Here is a 15,251-nt window from a genome sequence, read left to right as displayed (position 1 = left end):
TTCAGATGGCTTTGGGTAATAAAAGACAACTCTGAATGTTTAATTAAAATGATGATTTGTAGCTTGTCATCATGCCTAATAATCAAGTAAATTTTCATTTATAACGCATTATGTATGCTAGATGTGTAGTCTGTTCCTAGTCAAGTGTTATTTTGTATGAAAATTATACTTGAACTTCTTGACTATTTCTGATTAATATGGGGCATAGGAAGGATTGATCTGATTTAAAGGATTTGATATATGGGTTTGCCCAAAAAAGCACTGAAAGAGAGCCAGCTGCAATTCCTAACGGCAGGGACCGCAGTTTCGGATAGCTCTCATCAAACATACAAGGTCAGTTTTATTGAAAATGGCGTTATTAAAAATGCTTTTTATAAAAAACTGGACCCTAAAAATCATTATCCAGAACTTTTGGCGAAAATAAGTGTCGCTGTCTCTTTATTTAAAAGAATTTTTCAGGGAAAAAGATCGGCAGAAGAACGTCTTGTATTTGACGATGAAGATAGGTTGGTAGGTACTTTATCTATCAGTGTTGAAGGATTTAAAGGGTTTAATTTCCATAAAGAATCAGTGCCTCAAGAATCTTCCGCCAAAGAACAGGTGATTCCCAGCACAAGAACCTTAATTGAAAAAAATTTCATGGAAATCCTTCTGGGGAGGTGGTTTCTTGATGATGATGACGGTCATCCACATAATATGAGCTTGGCCGGAGACATTGATTTTGATATGTTTCTTTATTGGTTCACCATCTATATGAAAGAACCCAGGCCAGGCATCGGCATACCTAAAACAAGGGTTAATTTGACTGTGCGCGATTGGGAAGGGTTTCCTATTGTAAAAGACTCAAAACCCTTCCATTGGCCAACATATAAACACCCGGGACAGGAAACTTTGCCAACGGTTTTGCCTGTCCAAGATAAGCTGGTTAATTTAATTCTTGAAAAGACGTACCCGGATCCAGGCCAATTTGAGCAACTCGCTCATGAATCAGTGGCTCAGGAGCAAAAATTTGCTGCGGCGTTGAAAATACTTTTAACGTTTCAACCGGAGATGATCAGAAAACGTTTGACCGAGCTTTTTGGCGAGATGACGTTAAACTATACTTCTCTGGATGAAACGGATGTTGCTCTGCGCAGTCAGTATGAGAAAGAATTTCCGCATTTATGCAATGAACACACCAATATAAAACCATTCGTCGATTTCATAATGAATTTATACCAAAAGCATTATGATAATTTATATCGCGTCGTTGTTTTTTATATGGGTTGCGAGAATAATGGTTATGGCGTTCCTTTGCCTTCCACTTGCTCGGCGCTCTACCACAAACCATCGATTTATAAAGACATAGTCGAATGGGCAAAAACTCAGAATGTCACTATCTTTAGCAAGGACGACAGCAGCATCAAATTTGATGAGGACGAGTTGCGAAGAAGATACCATCAAGTGTGGCGAGATGCCTATGCACCTACTTTCAGAGATCTGTTGCATGACTCTTATAGTCTGACTAATAAACTATTACAGCAAGTTTCTACGTTTCACGTTGTTTTGAATGAAGTAGAAGGCAAAAAGCCAACCGATGATACCTTAACCAATGCCTGGGAATTATTTGGCACAATGCCTGAGTTATCACTTGATAAAATTACTCCATTAATTAGTGTAGATAAAGACAGCAAACTAAGAACAGCGTTAATATTGCTTGTTGAATTTACAACTCAATTTCATGCAGTAGCCAAGGCTTATTATCAGAAAGACAGAAAGGATTTAACCGAGGAAGACAATCTTGAATTCTCCGAACAATTAATGCAATTGTATACGAGCTATAATCTGAAGATTCGTCAAAGTTTAGCTCATACAAGCACTCTTGCCGGTGAGTTTAATCGAATAGCAGTTGGTTTAAAACAATACACTGAACGAGCCAATTTCCAATTGCATTTAACTACAACAGATGAACAGATGAAGGAAGCTACTGTCGCTACGACTCCCAAAGAAATATTGCCGCATACGCATGAAGACGTCATCAGGCAGTTTAATGACTCTTTGTTTCTTTGGGCAAAGAACTTAAGACCTGAAGATTTGACTCATCATATCTCTGAAATAATTGATAAATATTATGCCCCAACTATAGAACTGTTATCAAAGCGACACAGGGCACAACCAGTTAAAGAGTATTTACAAGCCAGCGCAAATGAAAGCGGTGAAAACCGGTTGGCTTATATTTTAAGTGCAGGAGAAGGGGATACAGGAGCTTTAAATACTTTAATTATTCAACACCTCACGCCTTATATGTTACAAACCTATCCTTTGTTGAGCATTCGTAATGCGGTTAAAGAAGGTAATTTTGATAAGGATATAGAGATTTTTACCAAGGCGGCTGTAGATTTTGCCAAACATGACAGGCGTTTTATTCATTTATACAATGTTGAGGGAAAGTCTCTATTTTACAAAACGATGTATGAGTGGATTGATGCACTCCCCTCAACCAAGTTTAAAGGATTGCTGGAGTCTGCATTAAAAGAATATGAAGGCAAATTATGGTGGTCTACTTCAAGAAGATCGGAGGTAGAAGGTTATTGTACAAGATTCTCACAAGCGAAAAGTATTGCTATGACTTTTTTAAATGGGAAAGATTCTTCCTCTTTGAATGATATTTTATTCGATAAAATCATCGCGGCCATACAAAAAGACATAAATAAAGACAAAGAAAAATTAAAGATACCGGGATTCAGACTATTAAATTGCTATAATGCCAAAGAGCATAGAGCTGATTATTTTAAAGAGGTCAAAAATTACGCAGAGCCAATATCCCATAGGCAAGAAACTGCTTTGAATTCGAACGTCACGAGCCTAGTGATTTAAATTTTATCTGGCATGGAGATTTACTCGTCTTATTGTGACAATACAATAAGCTTTAGGTTATTATTCTCTTTTTTCAGTTTTGAGTAAAAAGTATGTTTCGTGATGTACTGAAGACCTTACCCCAATACCTTATGCCGAAACACGGTATTACTGCTTTAGCAGGATATTTTGCTGACGTTAAGAGTCCTCGTTTCAAGAATTTCTTAATTCGAAGCTTTATTCATAAGTTTGATGTAGATATGAGTGAGGCACTTATTGAGGATCCTAAGTCTTATGACTGTTTTAATGATTTTTTTATTCGTCATTTAAAGCCGGAATGCCGTCCTCTCGCTCAGTCAGATGTTATTTGTCCAGTTGATGGTTGTATCAGCGAAATAGGTAAGATTGAGCGGGGACAATTATTGCAGGCTAAAGGTAAATATTATTCTGTGCAAGAACTTTTAGCTTGTGATGAGCAATTGGCCGAGCAATTTGTGCAGGGACAATTTGCAACTCTATACTTATCGCCGAAAGATTACCACAGGGTACATATGCCAATAGATGCAGAGCTCGTTTCAATGACTTATATTCCTGGTGCCTTGTTTTCCGTTCAGCCAGCGACTACACGCGTTGTTCCTAAATTGTTCGCCCGCAATGAAAGGCTTGCCATTTTTTTTAAAACGAAAATTGGCCCGATGGTGATGGTGATGGTTGGGGCTACTATTGTAGGTGCCATTGGAACCAGTTGGCATGGTGATGTCAAAAGATCAAAAAAATTGGAACGTTTTGATTATAGTGAGCAGCTTCCAGTAAAGATTATATCTCAGGGAAGTGAAATGGGTTATTTTAAATTGGGCTCTACAGTTGTTTTATTGTTTGCAAACGGTGAAAAAATACAATGGGATAAAGAATTATCTGCCGGCAGTAAGATTCAATTGGGTAAACCAATGGGAATCATTACTTGATTGATGGTACCGAGAAGAGGACTCGAACCTCCACGGGGTTGCCCCCACTAGCACCTGAAGCTAGCGTGTCTACCAATTCCACCACCTCGGCATAGGGCGTTAAGGTACGCAAATTATAGTGTTCTGTCAATACACCTCTTGCTTGAAATCAAAAAAGTATAAATTTCTTGAGATTTATTGCTGCGAATAGGGGAAGCCGGCTTTTAATATTCTTTCTCGTACTCCTCTCCATTCACTTATATCGGGTGGTAGCTCGATAGCTATACAAATGGCATCGGATGTATCAGCTAATCTTAGTTGATAATACAAGTCATAGGCCGATTTTTCAGGATGAATCCCCAGTGGATGAAAGAGATTGGTCTCGACACCAGGGGGTTGTCTATTTGCTATGACATAAACAGTCCCCTTACGTTTTTGACAAAATTGGGAAAGGGTTTCATATTGATCAAAATAATATAAAGTTTTTTGTGGCTGATAATGGCTATCTAATTTACCAGGGACACGAATGTCGTTTTTATGAGTCGAGCATCCTATGGCAATCGTTTCAGCAATCGTTTTTTCATCTATTATCCCATGGCGTAAAATTTGATAGGAATCAGGATTAGTAGCATCTACGATGGTTGATTCAATTCCCACGCGACAACGGCCACCGTCCAGGATGGTTAACTCGGCATCATTAAATGATTGTTTAACGTGCAAAGCGGTTGTAGGGCTAATTTTTCCAAAAGGATTGGCTGAGGGTGCTACGACCGGAATATTTAACTTTTGTAACAATTTTTGTGTTAAGGGATGATCCGGGCACCTTATTGCTATGGTCGATTGACCACCGGTAATGAGTGGATTGATTTGATCTTTTTTACAATGGAATACCAGGGTTAATGGTCCAGGCCAAAATTTGCTAACTAACTGACGTGCATACTCAGGCACCTCCTCCACGAGATCATGCAGGTTCCAGTTGGAAGCAATATGAACTATCAGAGGATGATTTAAAGGCCTGTTTTTCATCTCAAACACGGCTCTAATGGCTGCATTATTGTTTATTGGTGCGGCCAATCCGTAAACTGTTTCGGTCGGTATAGCCACTGGTTTTCCCTGTTGTAAATCATGAATTGCCCGATTGAGATTGGTAGTAATTATGGACATATAAGGGGCTCGATAAAAAATTACACTTATAAAAAATAGTTATGTTTCAGGGTTGTTTTTCTGTTTTTTACGCTCAATTTAACAATAAACTTCCATAAAAACCTCGAGGGGATCAGGTTGGACCAATAACCTGATTTTCCCTCAACCCTATGCTGTCAATTCAATGGCAATAAACTAATGAATTTTAGTCTCTCTAAAAACTTAAATTCCAGCAATTTCTAAAACGGTTTATTATAGAACATATGGTTCATATTGTGGAGTCCACATCGTTCTTTTTATAGAATCACCGATTTGATTATCACTCATTGGTTCTATGTGACCTTCTTTTATACCCTGTAAAATAACCGCTTTCGCTATATGTTGGCTTACTTCTCTAATTGAAGTTAATTCGGGAAGTAAGCGTCCTTCTCCAGTTTTGACTGCAGGCGCTAGCTCACTTAATGCAACTGCTGCTGCCATCATCATTAAATTAGTCACTCTTTTGGCTTGTCCTGCAACTACTCCAAGACCAACTCCCGGGAAAATGTAGGAATTATTGCATTGGGCTATCTCAATTTTACGGCCATTCATTGCAACTGGCTCAAAGGGACTGCCAGTTGCAATTAAAGCTTTACCTGCCGTCCAGTTTAAGAGATCGTGTGGGATTGCTTCTGCTCGAGACGTGGGGTTTGATAAAGGAAAAATGATGGGTCGTTCACAATAGCTTAGCATGGTCTTAATCATTCCCTCATTGAACTGATTAGGTTGGCCAGATACACCAAGGAGTATGGTCGGTTGTGCATTGTTAATGACATCTGTTAAAGTGATCTCTCCCCTTTTTTCTAATTTCCAATTTTGCAGGCTGGCAGAAGGCCTGACAAATCCTTTTTGAAATGGCAATAGGTCTTTCATTTCATCATGTAAAAGTCCATACCGGTCAACTAAATAAAAACGTGATCTGGCTTCCTGTTCAGTAAGTCCCTGGTTCATCATGGCATGCACCAATTGTTCACTGATCCCGCATCCGGCTGATCCTGCACCTAATAAAGCAACTCGATGCTCTTTTAATGGAATATTAGTAACACGAGTTGCTGCCAGTATGGCGGCTACAGCAACGGAAGCCGTTCCCTGAATATCGTCATTAAAAGTACAAAGTTGATCTTTATATCGTTCCAATAAAGGATAGGCATGTTGCTGTGCAAAATCCTCGAATTGCAATAGCACATGAGGCATATGGCGTTTTATACTTTGCACAAATTGATCAACAAAATCATCATAATCTTTACCTGAAATCCGAGTATGTCTCCATCCAATATATTCTGGATCTTCCAGGCGTTCCTTGTTATTGGTCCCTACATCCAGAATAATGGGTAAAGTATTAGATGGGTGTATCCCACCGCAACTGGTATAAAGAGACAACTTCCCTATGGGAATTCCCAATCCTCCTGCTCCCTGATCTCCCAACCCCAGGATCCGCTCGCCATCTGTGACAACAATCACTTTGACTGAACGAGTCGATGCAATGTTTTGTACGATACTGTCCAGCTTGTCTCGCTCTGGATAACTTAGAAATACTCCTCTTGGCTGCCGATAAATATGAGAAAACAGTTCACAGGCTTGACCGACAACTGGTGTGTATATAATGGGCAAAATATCAACCAGATTGTCAATTATAAAACGATAAAAAAGTACTTCATTTCGATCCTGTAAGGCACGTAAATAAATGTGTTTCTCCAAAGGGTCTTCTTTGGCACTATAAGCGTCAAGGCAGCGAACTACTTGTTGTTCAAGGGTTTCCACTGTTGTTGGTATTAAACCGTGCAAGGCAAATTCATCTCTTTCTTGGAGGCTAAATGCGGTGCCTTTATTTAGTATGGGGTCTCTTAGTAAGTCCATTCCCCTTTTTGTTATTTTGATTGCCATTAGAACACTCCTTGTGAATATTTGTAGCCAGGAAATTTAAATCAGGGCGCAAAGCTCCAATTTTTTGTCTAGGCCTTGGGTTTTGCGTAAGTCTTATAAATGCTAATTTGTTCTTGTATAGTAATTCTCACATAGTTTCTAGTTTAGTCGATTTTTTCGATTTTGCGCTAATAGCGGTTTTTGCCTTTTATTTTTTGCCAGCATAAAATGGTTGAAATGGGAATATTGGGATAATTGGCTGTGTTACTCAAATGGATAGAAAAATTAATTGATGGGTATTTTGCTGTAATTCCCAGGCACACACCTGAATCCGAAAATATCAATAGTGCGTTGGTAATCGCTCATAGAGGCGCTCATAATAATGCAAGGGGGATAATAGAAAACACCCTTGATGCATTTCAAATGGCACAAGAGGCTGGATGTTGGGGGATTGAATTGGATGTACACCTCACTAAGGACAAGGTGCTCGTTGTCAATCATGACCCTACTTTAAATCGATTATGGAACAAGGACATTGCTATTGCCGATCTGAATTTTAGCGAATTGCGCGCATTAGAATTCAGGATCCCATCTCTTTCTGACGTAGTGAGTCAATATGGGAATTCCATGCATTTATTTATTGAGTTAAAAACAGCCATCGAGGATGAAAAGATATTGGTACAAGCTTTGCAAAATCTAACGCCATGTAAAGATTATCATTTGTTAACCTTGCAGGAATCTACTTTTAAGAAATTGTGCCGTTTTCCCAAGCAATCTTTATTGCTTGTTGCGGTGCATAATAATGTTAAGAAATTTTGTGAATTAAGTATTAGGGAAGGTTATGGAGGCGTACTGGGTAATTATTTATTATTGACCAATAGGGTATTAAAATTTTTACAAGATGCCAATCAACATTTTGGCGTCGGCTTTGTCGATTCTAAAAACAGTCTGTATAGAGAATTGAATAGAGGGGTTAAATGGCTCTTTACTAATGAGGCAATGAAAATTAATCAGTATTTAAATGATTTAAGAAATAAAATGTAACCATTTTAATAATGGCCCTGCCTGTTTTGACAATTCAATAATCATCACATAGTCTTAAATTAACATCTCTATTTTATCAGTTAGCAAGGATTAGGACCTTAAGATGGCAGTTTTAAGGCTAGGGCATTTGAGTAAGTGATGGCAGGGGGTACAATGACTCTAAAAATTACCTTTTTAGGCTCCGGATCGTCCTTTGCTATAGGGCCCGAAAACTATCAATCCAATGTGCTTTTAGAGCTAGAAAACGATACTTTATTAATCGATGCAGGAACGGACATCAAATACTCATTACGAGATCAAGGATTAAGTTATAAAGATATAAAAAATGTTTATATCAGCCACTTGCATTACGATCATTGTGGCGGATTGGAATGGTTCGCTCTAATCACTTATTTTGATCCTAATCACCTACACAAACCTTGTTTAATCGCTTCTGATAAAATTATCACTGAATTATGGGATAAAAGTTTATCCGGTGGTTTAAGTACTTTACCTCACGTGAGAGCAAATCTTAGTGCCTTTTTTGATGTTAAACCGGTAAAGCAATATGAGGGTTTTGTTTGGCAATCCATAAAATTTAAATTGGTACAAACAGTCCATTACTACAGCGAATATGAGTTGATGCCTAGTTTTGGTTTGATATTTAGCTATAATAAATCACGTATCCTTTTTACATCAGACACACAAAGTTGCCCGGCACAGTTAATATCCTTTTATGAGGAATCAGATATTATTTTTCATGACTGTGAAACCACAGAGTCTAAAAGTGGGGTACATGCACACTATTCTGAGCTTGTTAAACTTCCTTCTCACTTAAAGAAAAAAATGTGGCTATATCATTATAATCCAGGGAAATTGCCTAATGCCAAAAAGGATGGTTTCTTAGGTTTTGTTGCCAAGGGGCAAAGCTTTGTATTTTGATTTAACTTGCACATATGCTCCCGGATAAACCAGGGAGCATGTTGTCAAATACCAGATTAATTTAACAAATTGGGTGATAGCCTGGGAGAAAACCATTTCAATTCAATTGAAAGAAGGTTGTCTTTATCACTACTGATTGGTGAACTGGTTAATAGTACGAGTTATTCGATTGACCAATTCATCAATTTCATCTTCACTGATAATAAGTGGAGGTAGTAGTCTCACTACTGTTTCAGCTGTAATATTGAACAAAACCTGGTTTTCCAAACCCAGGACTCGCATATCGTTTGCAGGTCTATCCAATTCTATCCCAATCATGTAGCCTTTGCCGCGTATGGCTTTTACATTGGGATGTTCTCCCAGGTTGCTAATTAATTTATCCATTAACAAAGCACTGTTTTTAGTGACTCGCTCACATAATCTATCTCGTTCAATGACCTCCAAAACAGTCAAAGCCGTAGCACAAGCCAAAGGATTACCACCAAAAGTCGAGCCATGATTTCCGGGTTTAAATAAATCTTTCGCTCTCTTGCTCATTAAGCAAGCTCCAATTGGCATGCCGTTTCCAAGTCCTTTTGCAGTGGTAAGAATATCGGGTTGGATGTCATAATGCATACAAGAATAAAGCTTACCTGTTCTGCCATTGCCTGTTTGTATTTCATCCAAAATTAACATCCAGTCATTCTGTTCACAAAAGTTTGCTAAGGCACGTAGATAACCTTCCTCTGCCGGATAAATTCCTCCCTCACCCTGAATAGGTTCTACCATAACTGCAACGACATCCTCTCTGTTGGCTGCAATAGTATGTATGGCGTCAAGATCATTGAAGGGAGCACGAATAAATCCTGGGACCAAGGGTTCAAAACCAGCTTGAACTTTACGACTGCCTGATGCGGTTAAGGTTGCCATAGTACGGCCATGAAATGCTTTTTCCATTACAATAATAGAAGGCGTTTCAATTCCCTTTTTATGGCCAAACAGACGGGTAAGTTTGATGGCAGCCTCATTCGCTTCTGCTCCAGAGTTAGCAAAAAAAACCTGTTCCATTCGCGCCATCGAAGTGAGTTTGGCAGCCAGTAATTCTTGCTCTTTAATATGAAAGACATTCGAAGTGTGTATTAGCCTGGCTGCTTGCTCCTGTATGGTACGGGTGACATCAGGGTGCGCATGACCTAACCCGCAAACTGCTATCCCGCTTAAGCCATCGAGGTATTTTTTCCCCTGCTCATCATACAACCACACGCCTTCTCCATGCGTGAAGGTTACAGGCATTGGGCTGTAACTTGTAATTAAACTCATGATGTCTCCATAAACTCAAAATTATCCGGTAAGGATTGCAACAAATCCAGCTTGTTATTTTATTTCAGATTACTGCTCGCAAAATCCCAATTAACTAATGACCAAAAGGCTTCGATATAATCAGGGCGCCTGTTTCTATAATCGATGTAATAAGCATGCTCCCACACGTCACAAGTTAATAAGGCCTGTAATCCTTCAGTCATTGGTGTTCCAGCATTACTTGTGCTGATGATTTTTAAAGCACCTGCCTGATCCTGAACCAGCCATGCCCATCCAGAACCAAATGTTGTTGCGGCAGTTTGCGTAAATTGTTCTTTGAATGCAGCAAAAGAACCAAAGCTTTTATTAATGGCTTCAGCCAGCTTGCCTTTTGGCTCACCTCCACCATTAGGGCTCATGCTATGCCAATAAAAGGTGTGATTCCAAACCTGAGCCGCATTGTTAAAAATGCCGCCTTTGGCTTTCATGATGATCTCTTCCAGTGTCATGGATTCAAATTCTGTCCCGGGAATTAATTTATTTAAATTGGTAACGTAAGTATTATGGTGTTTACCATAATGATATTCCAAAGTTTCTTTGGAAATATGAGGAGCCAGTGCATCCAATGCATAAGGTAATTGTGGCAGGGTAAAAGTCATATCAATCTCCAGGATTAAAAGTGTTTAGTTTATCAGGATAAGTACGATATTCAATGTGCCATTACTGAGCGTTTCAATATTTTTATAGCCTTGGCTAAGACTACATTTTTCTTAGTATAATAATCTTTCGCGAAATAATGGATTTTCTTCTCATCAAGGTGGGAATTTTTGGTGCATTTAGTGCTAAATTGGTATTTTATTGATCGTTGAGGTGGGGTAAAATATCACTATAAGAAAAAGATTGATAGGATTATCACAATAGAATCATTAGTTGCGACCTTGTTTGGTTTTCGACATAATTGGGTTTTTTATTTTATTAAAGGTGCATAGTGGATACTTTAGAAAAGATTAAAAAGCAGATTGCTGAAAATGCGATAATGCTCTACATGAAAGGCACTCCCAAGATGCCTCAATGCGGGTTTTCCGCTCGTGCAGTCCAGTGTATTGAGGCTTGTGGAGTCGATTTTGCGTACGTCGATATCCTTGCTAATCCTGATATTCGTCAAGTTCTACCCCAATTTTCTGACTGGCCTACCTTTCCTCAACTTTATGTGAAGGGTGAATTAATTGGGGGATCTGATATCATAGCTGAAATGTTTCAGCAAGGAGAGTTAGAGCCTATGTTGCGTGATGCGGTAGCGGCATAATTTTAATAACAATTGTGGGATTATACTCCCCCACTGCTAATGGAGATTATAGAATGAGTGTCTTAGTTGGGCGTAAAGCACCTGATTTTACTGTGGCTGCAGTAATGGGCAATGGAGAGATTGTTGATAAATTCAATTTACACGAACATTTGAAAGGCAAATACGGATTGGTATTCTTTTATCCCTTGGATTTTACCTTTGTATGCCCTTCCGAGTTAATTGCTCTTGATCATCGTATTGAAGAATTCAAAAGGCGTAATGTTGAGGTGGTTGCTGTATCTATTGATTCACATTTTACACATAATGCCTATAGAAATACTCCTGTGAAAAATGGCGGAATAGGGCCTGTAAGATTTACTTTGGCAGCGGACATGACTCACAGTATTTGCCAATCCTATGGGGTAGAACATCCAGTTGCTGGTGTGGCTTTCCGAGGAGCTTTTGTTATTGATACGAATGGTATGGTCCGTTCGCAAATCGTCAATGACTTGCCGATAGGAAGAAATATTGATGAGATTATTCGGATCATCGATGCGGTTCAATTCTTTGAAGAAAATGGTGAAGTGTGTCCTGCTGGCTGGCAAAAAGGACAAGCTGGCATGAAAGCATCTCCTAAAGGTGTCGCAGAATACCTGTCTGAGCATTCCGAGTCCTTATAATAAGGACAAGGAAATAGAATCCTTTTGTTGTTGTGTTTTTATTGCAAAGCGTAACACAAGAAAATTTCTATCAAACTCCTGGATTACAGTTTTAGGTAATCCAGGATATTTATATTTTCTGATATCAGGTGTTTAGCATTCGCCATTTGTTTATCATAAGGCAAAATAAATCCGCTGTTTTTTCCGCATCATAAATGGCAGAGTGAGCTTCATGGCTGTCAAAATGTAATCCAGCTGCTTGAGCTGCTTTGGCCAATACGGTTTCTCCAAAAATCAAACCCGCTAATGTTGCTGTATCAAAGCAAGTGAAGGCATGGAAAGGCGATTTTATTCCAGTTCTTTTGATGGCTTCTTTGATAAATAACAAATCAAACCAGGCATTATGTCCTACTAAAACAGCTCTTTGGCAACGGGTTTTTTTTAGCAAGTCATGGATGGGTTTGAATAATCGAGAAAGTGCAGTTTGTTCATCTACTGCAAAACGAAGAGGCTGGTAAGGATCTATTTGGTTGAACTCCAGTGATTTTTGATCCAGTTCTGCACCCGGGAAAGGTAAAATATGTTCAAAATAACTGTTCTCCCTTTTTAACAAGCCTTGCTCATCCATATCCAATAAAACAATACACATTTCCAGGAGAGCATTTTTTTGAGGATCTATTCCCGCTGTTTCTACATCAACAACAACAGGTAAAAAGCCACGAAAGCGATTTTTAATGGTATTACTTAGAATGTTATTGCGAGAAACCATTAATACTCCAGTTTATAGTGTCTCCGGCGGCAATAGGCACAACATGAGTTGATCCAAATGGCATCGAATCGGGTATAGTCTGAGGCGATTTAATTAGTTCCAGTTGCTGTTGGTTAATAGGGAGCTGGTAAAACTCAGCCCCAAATCGACTAAGAAAATCATTGAGTTTTTTTAATTGGTTAAGTTCATCAAAGATCTGGGTGTAGAGCGCTACCGCAAATGGAGCTGAATAAATACCTGCGCATCCACAAGCATTTTCTTTGGTATTGATGGCATGAGGGGCGCTGTCAGTGCCAGCAAAAAATTTTCGATTTCCGCTCGTGGCGGCGTGTTGTAATGCTTTTTGGTCCTTTTCGTGTTTTAAAATGGGTAAACAATAATAGTGAGGTCTGATGCCACCGGCGAGTAGTTTATTGCGATTATAAAGCAAATGGTGAGGAGTTATTGTTGCTGTAAGATTAGCAGGTCCTTCAGAAACATAATCCACAGCGGTTTTGGTCGATATATGCTCCAGCACGATTCTCAATTTGGGGAAATGTTTGGCAATGGGTTTCAGGTATTCATCAATAAACAATGATTCACGCTCAAAAATATCGCTGTGAGTGACCTCGCCATGAATTTGCAAGACTAAATTGTTCGTTTGCAATACTTCAAATAGAGGATAGAGTGCCTTCAAAGATTTAGCGCCCTCTTCAGCATTCGTCGTTGCTCCAGCAGGATAAAGTTTTGCTCCAACTATATAAGAAAGAGAAGCGGCTTGTTGTAATTCTTCTGGTTTAACAGACTCATTTAAATAAAAAGTCATATAAGGAATAAAGGAATTTTGTTTGGGAATGGCTGCAATGATTCTGTTTCTATAACTCTCAATGGCTGATAAGTTTGTTAGTGCTGGTTTGAGATTGGGCATGACTAACGCTCGGGCAAAATGTTGCGCAGATGCTTGGACGGTATGAGTTAGAAACTCTCCATCTCGCAGATGGAGATGCCAATCGTCAGGCTGATTAATTATCAGAGTTTGCATAATAAAGATTCCTGCATTATTGCCGATAAAAGAGGATAACATGAATTGGGCAATTGGGATGAGCAAAAAATGATTTCAGATCATTTTATGTGCAAGAAAATAAAAATCATTGCATGGAGTTATTTATTCATTACTGCCACCGTCTTTGCCGCTCCATCAATCCAATATGCCAGCCCTATGGGAGAAGAAAATTGGCGCATGACAGGCAATCCTCTTCGATGCGGTTTATCATTGACTATTCCAAATTATGGTATTGGATACTTTGAGCAATACGCAACGAAACCACCACATTTTATTCTGCGTAAATGGGATCAAGCTCAACGGGCTTTGCCTGCTCAAGTCATTGCAAGCCCCCCAGTATGGAAGCCATTATTAACCAGGTCTTATCTGGTAGCCCGTACCTTTATGAAACCGGGGGAATATGGATTATTTTTAAATCGGCAGCCTGCTTTAAAATTATTGGCCTTTTTATCTCAGGGATATCAGGCAAACTTTAACTATTTATCAGAGGAGGGATTTCGTACTACGGTTATACTCTCCCCTATTCGTTTTCAAAAAGTGTATTCACAATATCAACGTTGTCTCGGTAGCTTGTTGTCGTTCAATTATGAGGATGTAAAAGAAAGCGTGTTTCATTTCGGCGTGGATAGTAAGTTATTATCTGATGCAGATAAAGCTCAATTACGACGAATTGCCCAATACGTTGATGCCGATATACAGATTGATGTCATTAAAATTATTGGTCATGCTGACGATAGCGGTCGTAAAGGTTACAATAATGCCATTTCACAATATAGAGCAGAGGCTGTGAAAAATTATTTGATTAGGCTTGGAGTACCTCAAAGAAAACTTTCAATAACATGGGTTGGAGCTCTGCAACCGATAGCCAGGAATGATACTGATGAGGGGCGGGCAGCGAATAGACGTGTTGTTGTAACGCTGATAAAAAAATAATATTTGTGATTAAAAAATATCATTTCGTGGTGTCTTTTCATCCTCGAAAATCCATTTCTTTTGGAACAAATTTCCTTTAAGAGAGACAAGGCAATAATGTAAAAAAAATGACGATACTGTTTAAATTTAGTTATATCGTCATGAAAATATTCGAATTTTTAATAAATTTTCTTGACTTATTTAAAATCACTGCAGATACTCATATCGTTGCATGCTTCGAACCTAAGCGACGATGCGTGCTATTGACAACTCCAAATGGTGAGTTATCAATAAAATGGAAACTCAATAATAAACAAGTGGAGACAAGGCATGTTTAGTTTGAAAAAAACAGCAGTGGCAGTACTCGCCTTAGGAAGCGGTGCAGTGTTTGCTGGAACCATGGGACCAGTTTGCACCCCAGGTAATGTAACTGTTCCTTGCGAAAGAACTGCATGGGATATTGGTATCACCGCGCTATATTTGCAACCAATCTATGATGCTGATTGGGGCTACGATG

General features: G+C 38.9%; 14 protein-coding genes and 1 tRNA gene. 8 read left to right on the top strand and 7 right to left on the bottom strand.

The features are described 5' to 3' along the window. Nucleotides 1-240: 240 nt before the first annotated feature. Nucleotides 241-2,856 carry a lpg2975 family Dot/Icm T4SS effector gene (locus CC34_RS0105100; RefSeq protein WP_028379204.1) on the top strand — a complete coding sequence of 872 codons (2,616 nt, stop codon included), beginning with the start codon at nt 241-243 and terminating at the stop codon, nt 2,854-2,856. Nucleotides 2,857-2,948: 92 nt separating this feature from the next. Continuing rightward, nucleotides 2,949-3,800, top strand: coding sequence for an archaetidylserine decarboxylase (gene asd, locus CC34_RS0105095; protein WP_028378413.1), 852 nt, complete (start codon nt 2,949-2,951; stop codon nt 3,798-3,800). A gap of 4 nt (nt 3,801-3,804) precedes the next feature. Here the strand turns inward: asd and CC34_RS0105090 are convergent. From CC34_RS0105090 to CC34_RS0105080, 3 genes are all read right to left on the bottom strand, one after another. Beyond that, nucleotides 3,805-3,891 (bottom strand) — tRNA-Leu (locus CC34_RS0105090). An 83-nt stretch (nt 3,892-3,974) separates the two neighbouring features. After that, nucleotides 3,975-4,943: an L-threonylcarbamoyladenylate synthase gene (locus CC34_RS0105085; RefSeq protein ID WP_027228265.1), complete on the bottom strand. Its 969-nt coding sequence runs from the start codon at nt 4,941-4,943 to the stop codon at nt 3,975-3,977. A 231-nt stretch (nt 4,944-5,174) separates the two neighbouring features. Then, nucleotides 5,175-6,845, bottom strand: coding sequence for an NAD-dependent malic enzyme (locus CC34_RS0105080; RefSeq protein ID WP_027228264.1), 1,671 nt, complete (start codon nt 6,843-6,845; stop codon nt 5,175-5,177). 240 nt (nt 6,846-7,085) lie between these two features. Between CC34_RS0105080 and CC34_RS0105075 the strand changes: the two genes are divergently transcribed. Both CC34_RS0105075 and CC34_RS0105070 read left to right on the top strand, forming a co-directional pair. Further along, the gene (locus tag CC34_RS0105075; RefSeq protein ID WP_027228263.1) at nt 7,086-7,868 is read left to right on the top strand and encodes a glycerophosphodiester phosphodiesterase; all 783 of its coding nucleotides are present in this window, start codon (nt 7,086-7,088) and stop codon (nt 7,866-7,868) included. 153 nt (nt 7,869-8,021) lie between these two features. After that, complete coding sequence (locus CC34_RS0105070; RefSeq protein WP_027228262.1) at nt 8,022-8,789, top strand: MBL fold metallo-hydrolase; 768 nt, start codon at nt 8,022-8,024, stop codon at nt 8,787-8,789. A 129-nt stretch (nt 8,790-8,918) separates the two neighbouring features. Here CC34_RS0105070 and CC34_RS0105065 read toward each other — a convergent pair whose 3' ends face one another. Then, on the bottom strand, nt 8,919-10,088 hold the full coding sequence (locus tag CC34_RS0105065) for an aspartate aminotransferase family protein (RefSeq protein ID WP_027228261.1): 1,170 nt from the start codon (nt 10,086-10,088) through the stop codon (nt 8,919-8,921). A gap of 59 nt (nt 10,089-10,147) precedes the next feature. Further along, nucleotides 10,148-10,726: a superoxide dismutase [Fe] gene (sodB, locus tag CC34_RS0105060; protein WP_027228260.1), complete on the bottom strand. Its 579-nt coding sequence runs from the start codon at nt 10,724-10,726 to the stop codon at nt 10,148-10,150. Nucleotides 10,727-11,055: 329 nt separating this feature from the next. On the opposite strand from sodB, the gene grxD reads away from it, so the two are divergent. After that, entirely contained in the window at nt 11,056-11,373 is a 318-nt protein-coding gene (gene grxD, locus CC34_RS0105055; RefSeq protein ID WP_011947866.1) for a Grx4 family monothiol glutaredoxin, read from the top strand. A gap of 53 nt (nt 11,374-11,426) precedes the next feature. Continuing rightward, nucleotides 11,427-12,032 (top strand): peroxiredoxin, encoded by a 606-nt coding sequence (locus tag CC34_RS0105050; protein WP_014844997.1) that lies wholly within the window; start codon nt 11,427-11,429, stop codon nt 12,030-12,032. 124 nt (nt 12,033-12,156) lie between these two features. Here the strand turns inward: CC34_RS0105050 and rnt are convergent, their stop codons facing one another. After that, nucleotides 12,157-12,780, bottom strand: coding sequence for a ribonuclease T (gene rnt / locus CC34_RS0105045; RefSeq protein ID WP_027228259.1), 624 nt, complete (start codon nt 12,778-12,780; stop codon nt 12,157-12,159). Further along, nucleotides 12,764-13,801 (bottom strand): dihydroorotase, encoded by a 1,038-nt coding sequence (gene pyrC / locus CC34_RS0105040; RefSeq protein ID WP_028379203.1) that lies wholly within the window; start codon nt 13,799-13,801, stop codon nt 12,764-12,766. Before pyrC ends, rnt begins: the two co-directional genes overlap by 17 nt. Nucleotides 13,802-13,870: 69 nt before the next feature. Between pyrC and CC34_RS0105035 the strand changes: the two genes are divergently transcribed. Further along, nucleotides 13,871-14,755, top strand: coding sequence for a flagellar protein MotY (locus CC34_RS0105035; RefSeq protein ID WP_027228257.1), 885 nt, complete (start codon nt 13,871-13,873; stop codon nt 14,753-14,755). Nucleotides 14,756-15,064: 309 nt separating this feature from the next. Beyond that, the coding region (locus tag CC34_RS01000000116165; RefSeq protein ID WP_032833089.1) for an Lpg1974 family pore-forming outer membrane protein at nt 15,065-15,251 on the top strand (187 nt) is incomplete at its 3' end.

It is taken from the genome of Legionella pneumophila subsp. fraseri, from assembly GCF_000586315.1.
GTDB lineage: Bacteria > Pseudomonadota > Gammaproteobacteria > Legionellales > Legionellaceae > Legionella > Legionella pneumophila_B.
Note: the sequence above shows the minus strand (reverse complement) of the source record. Positions and strands in the feature narration are given on the sequence as shown.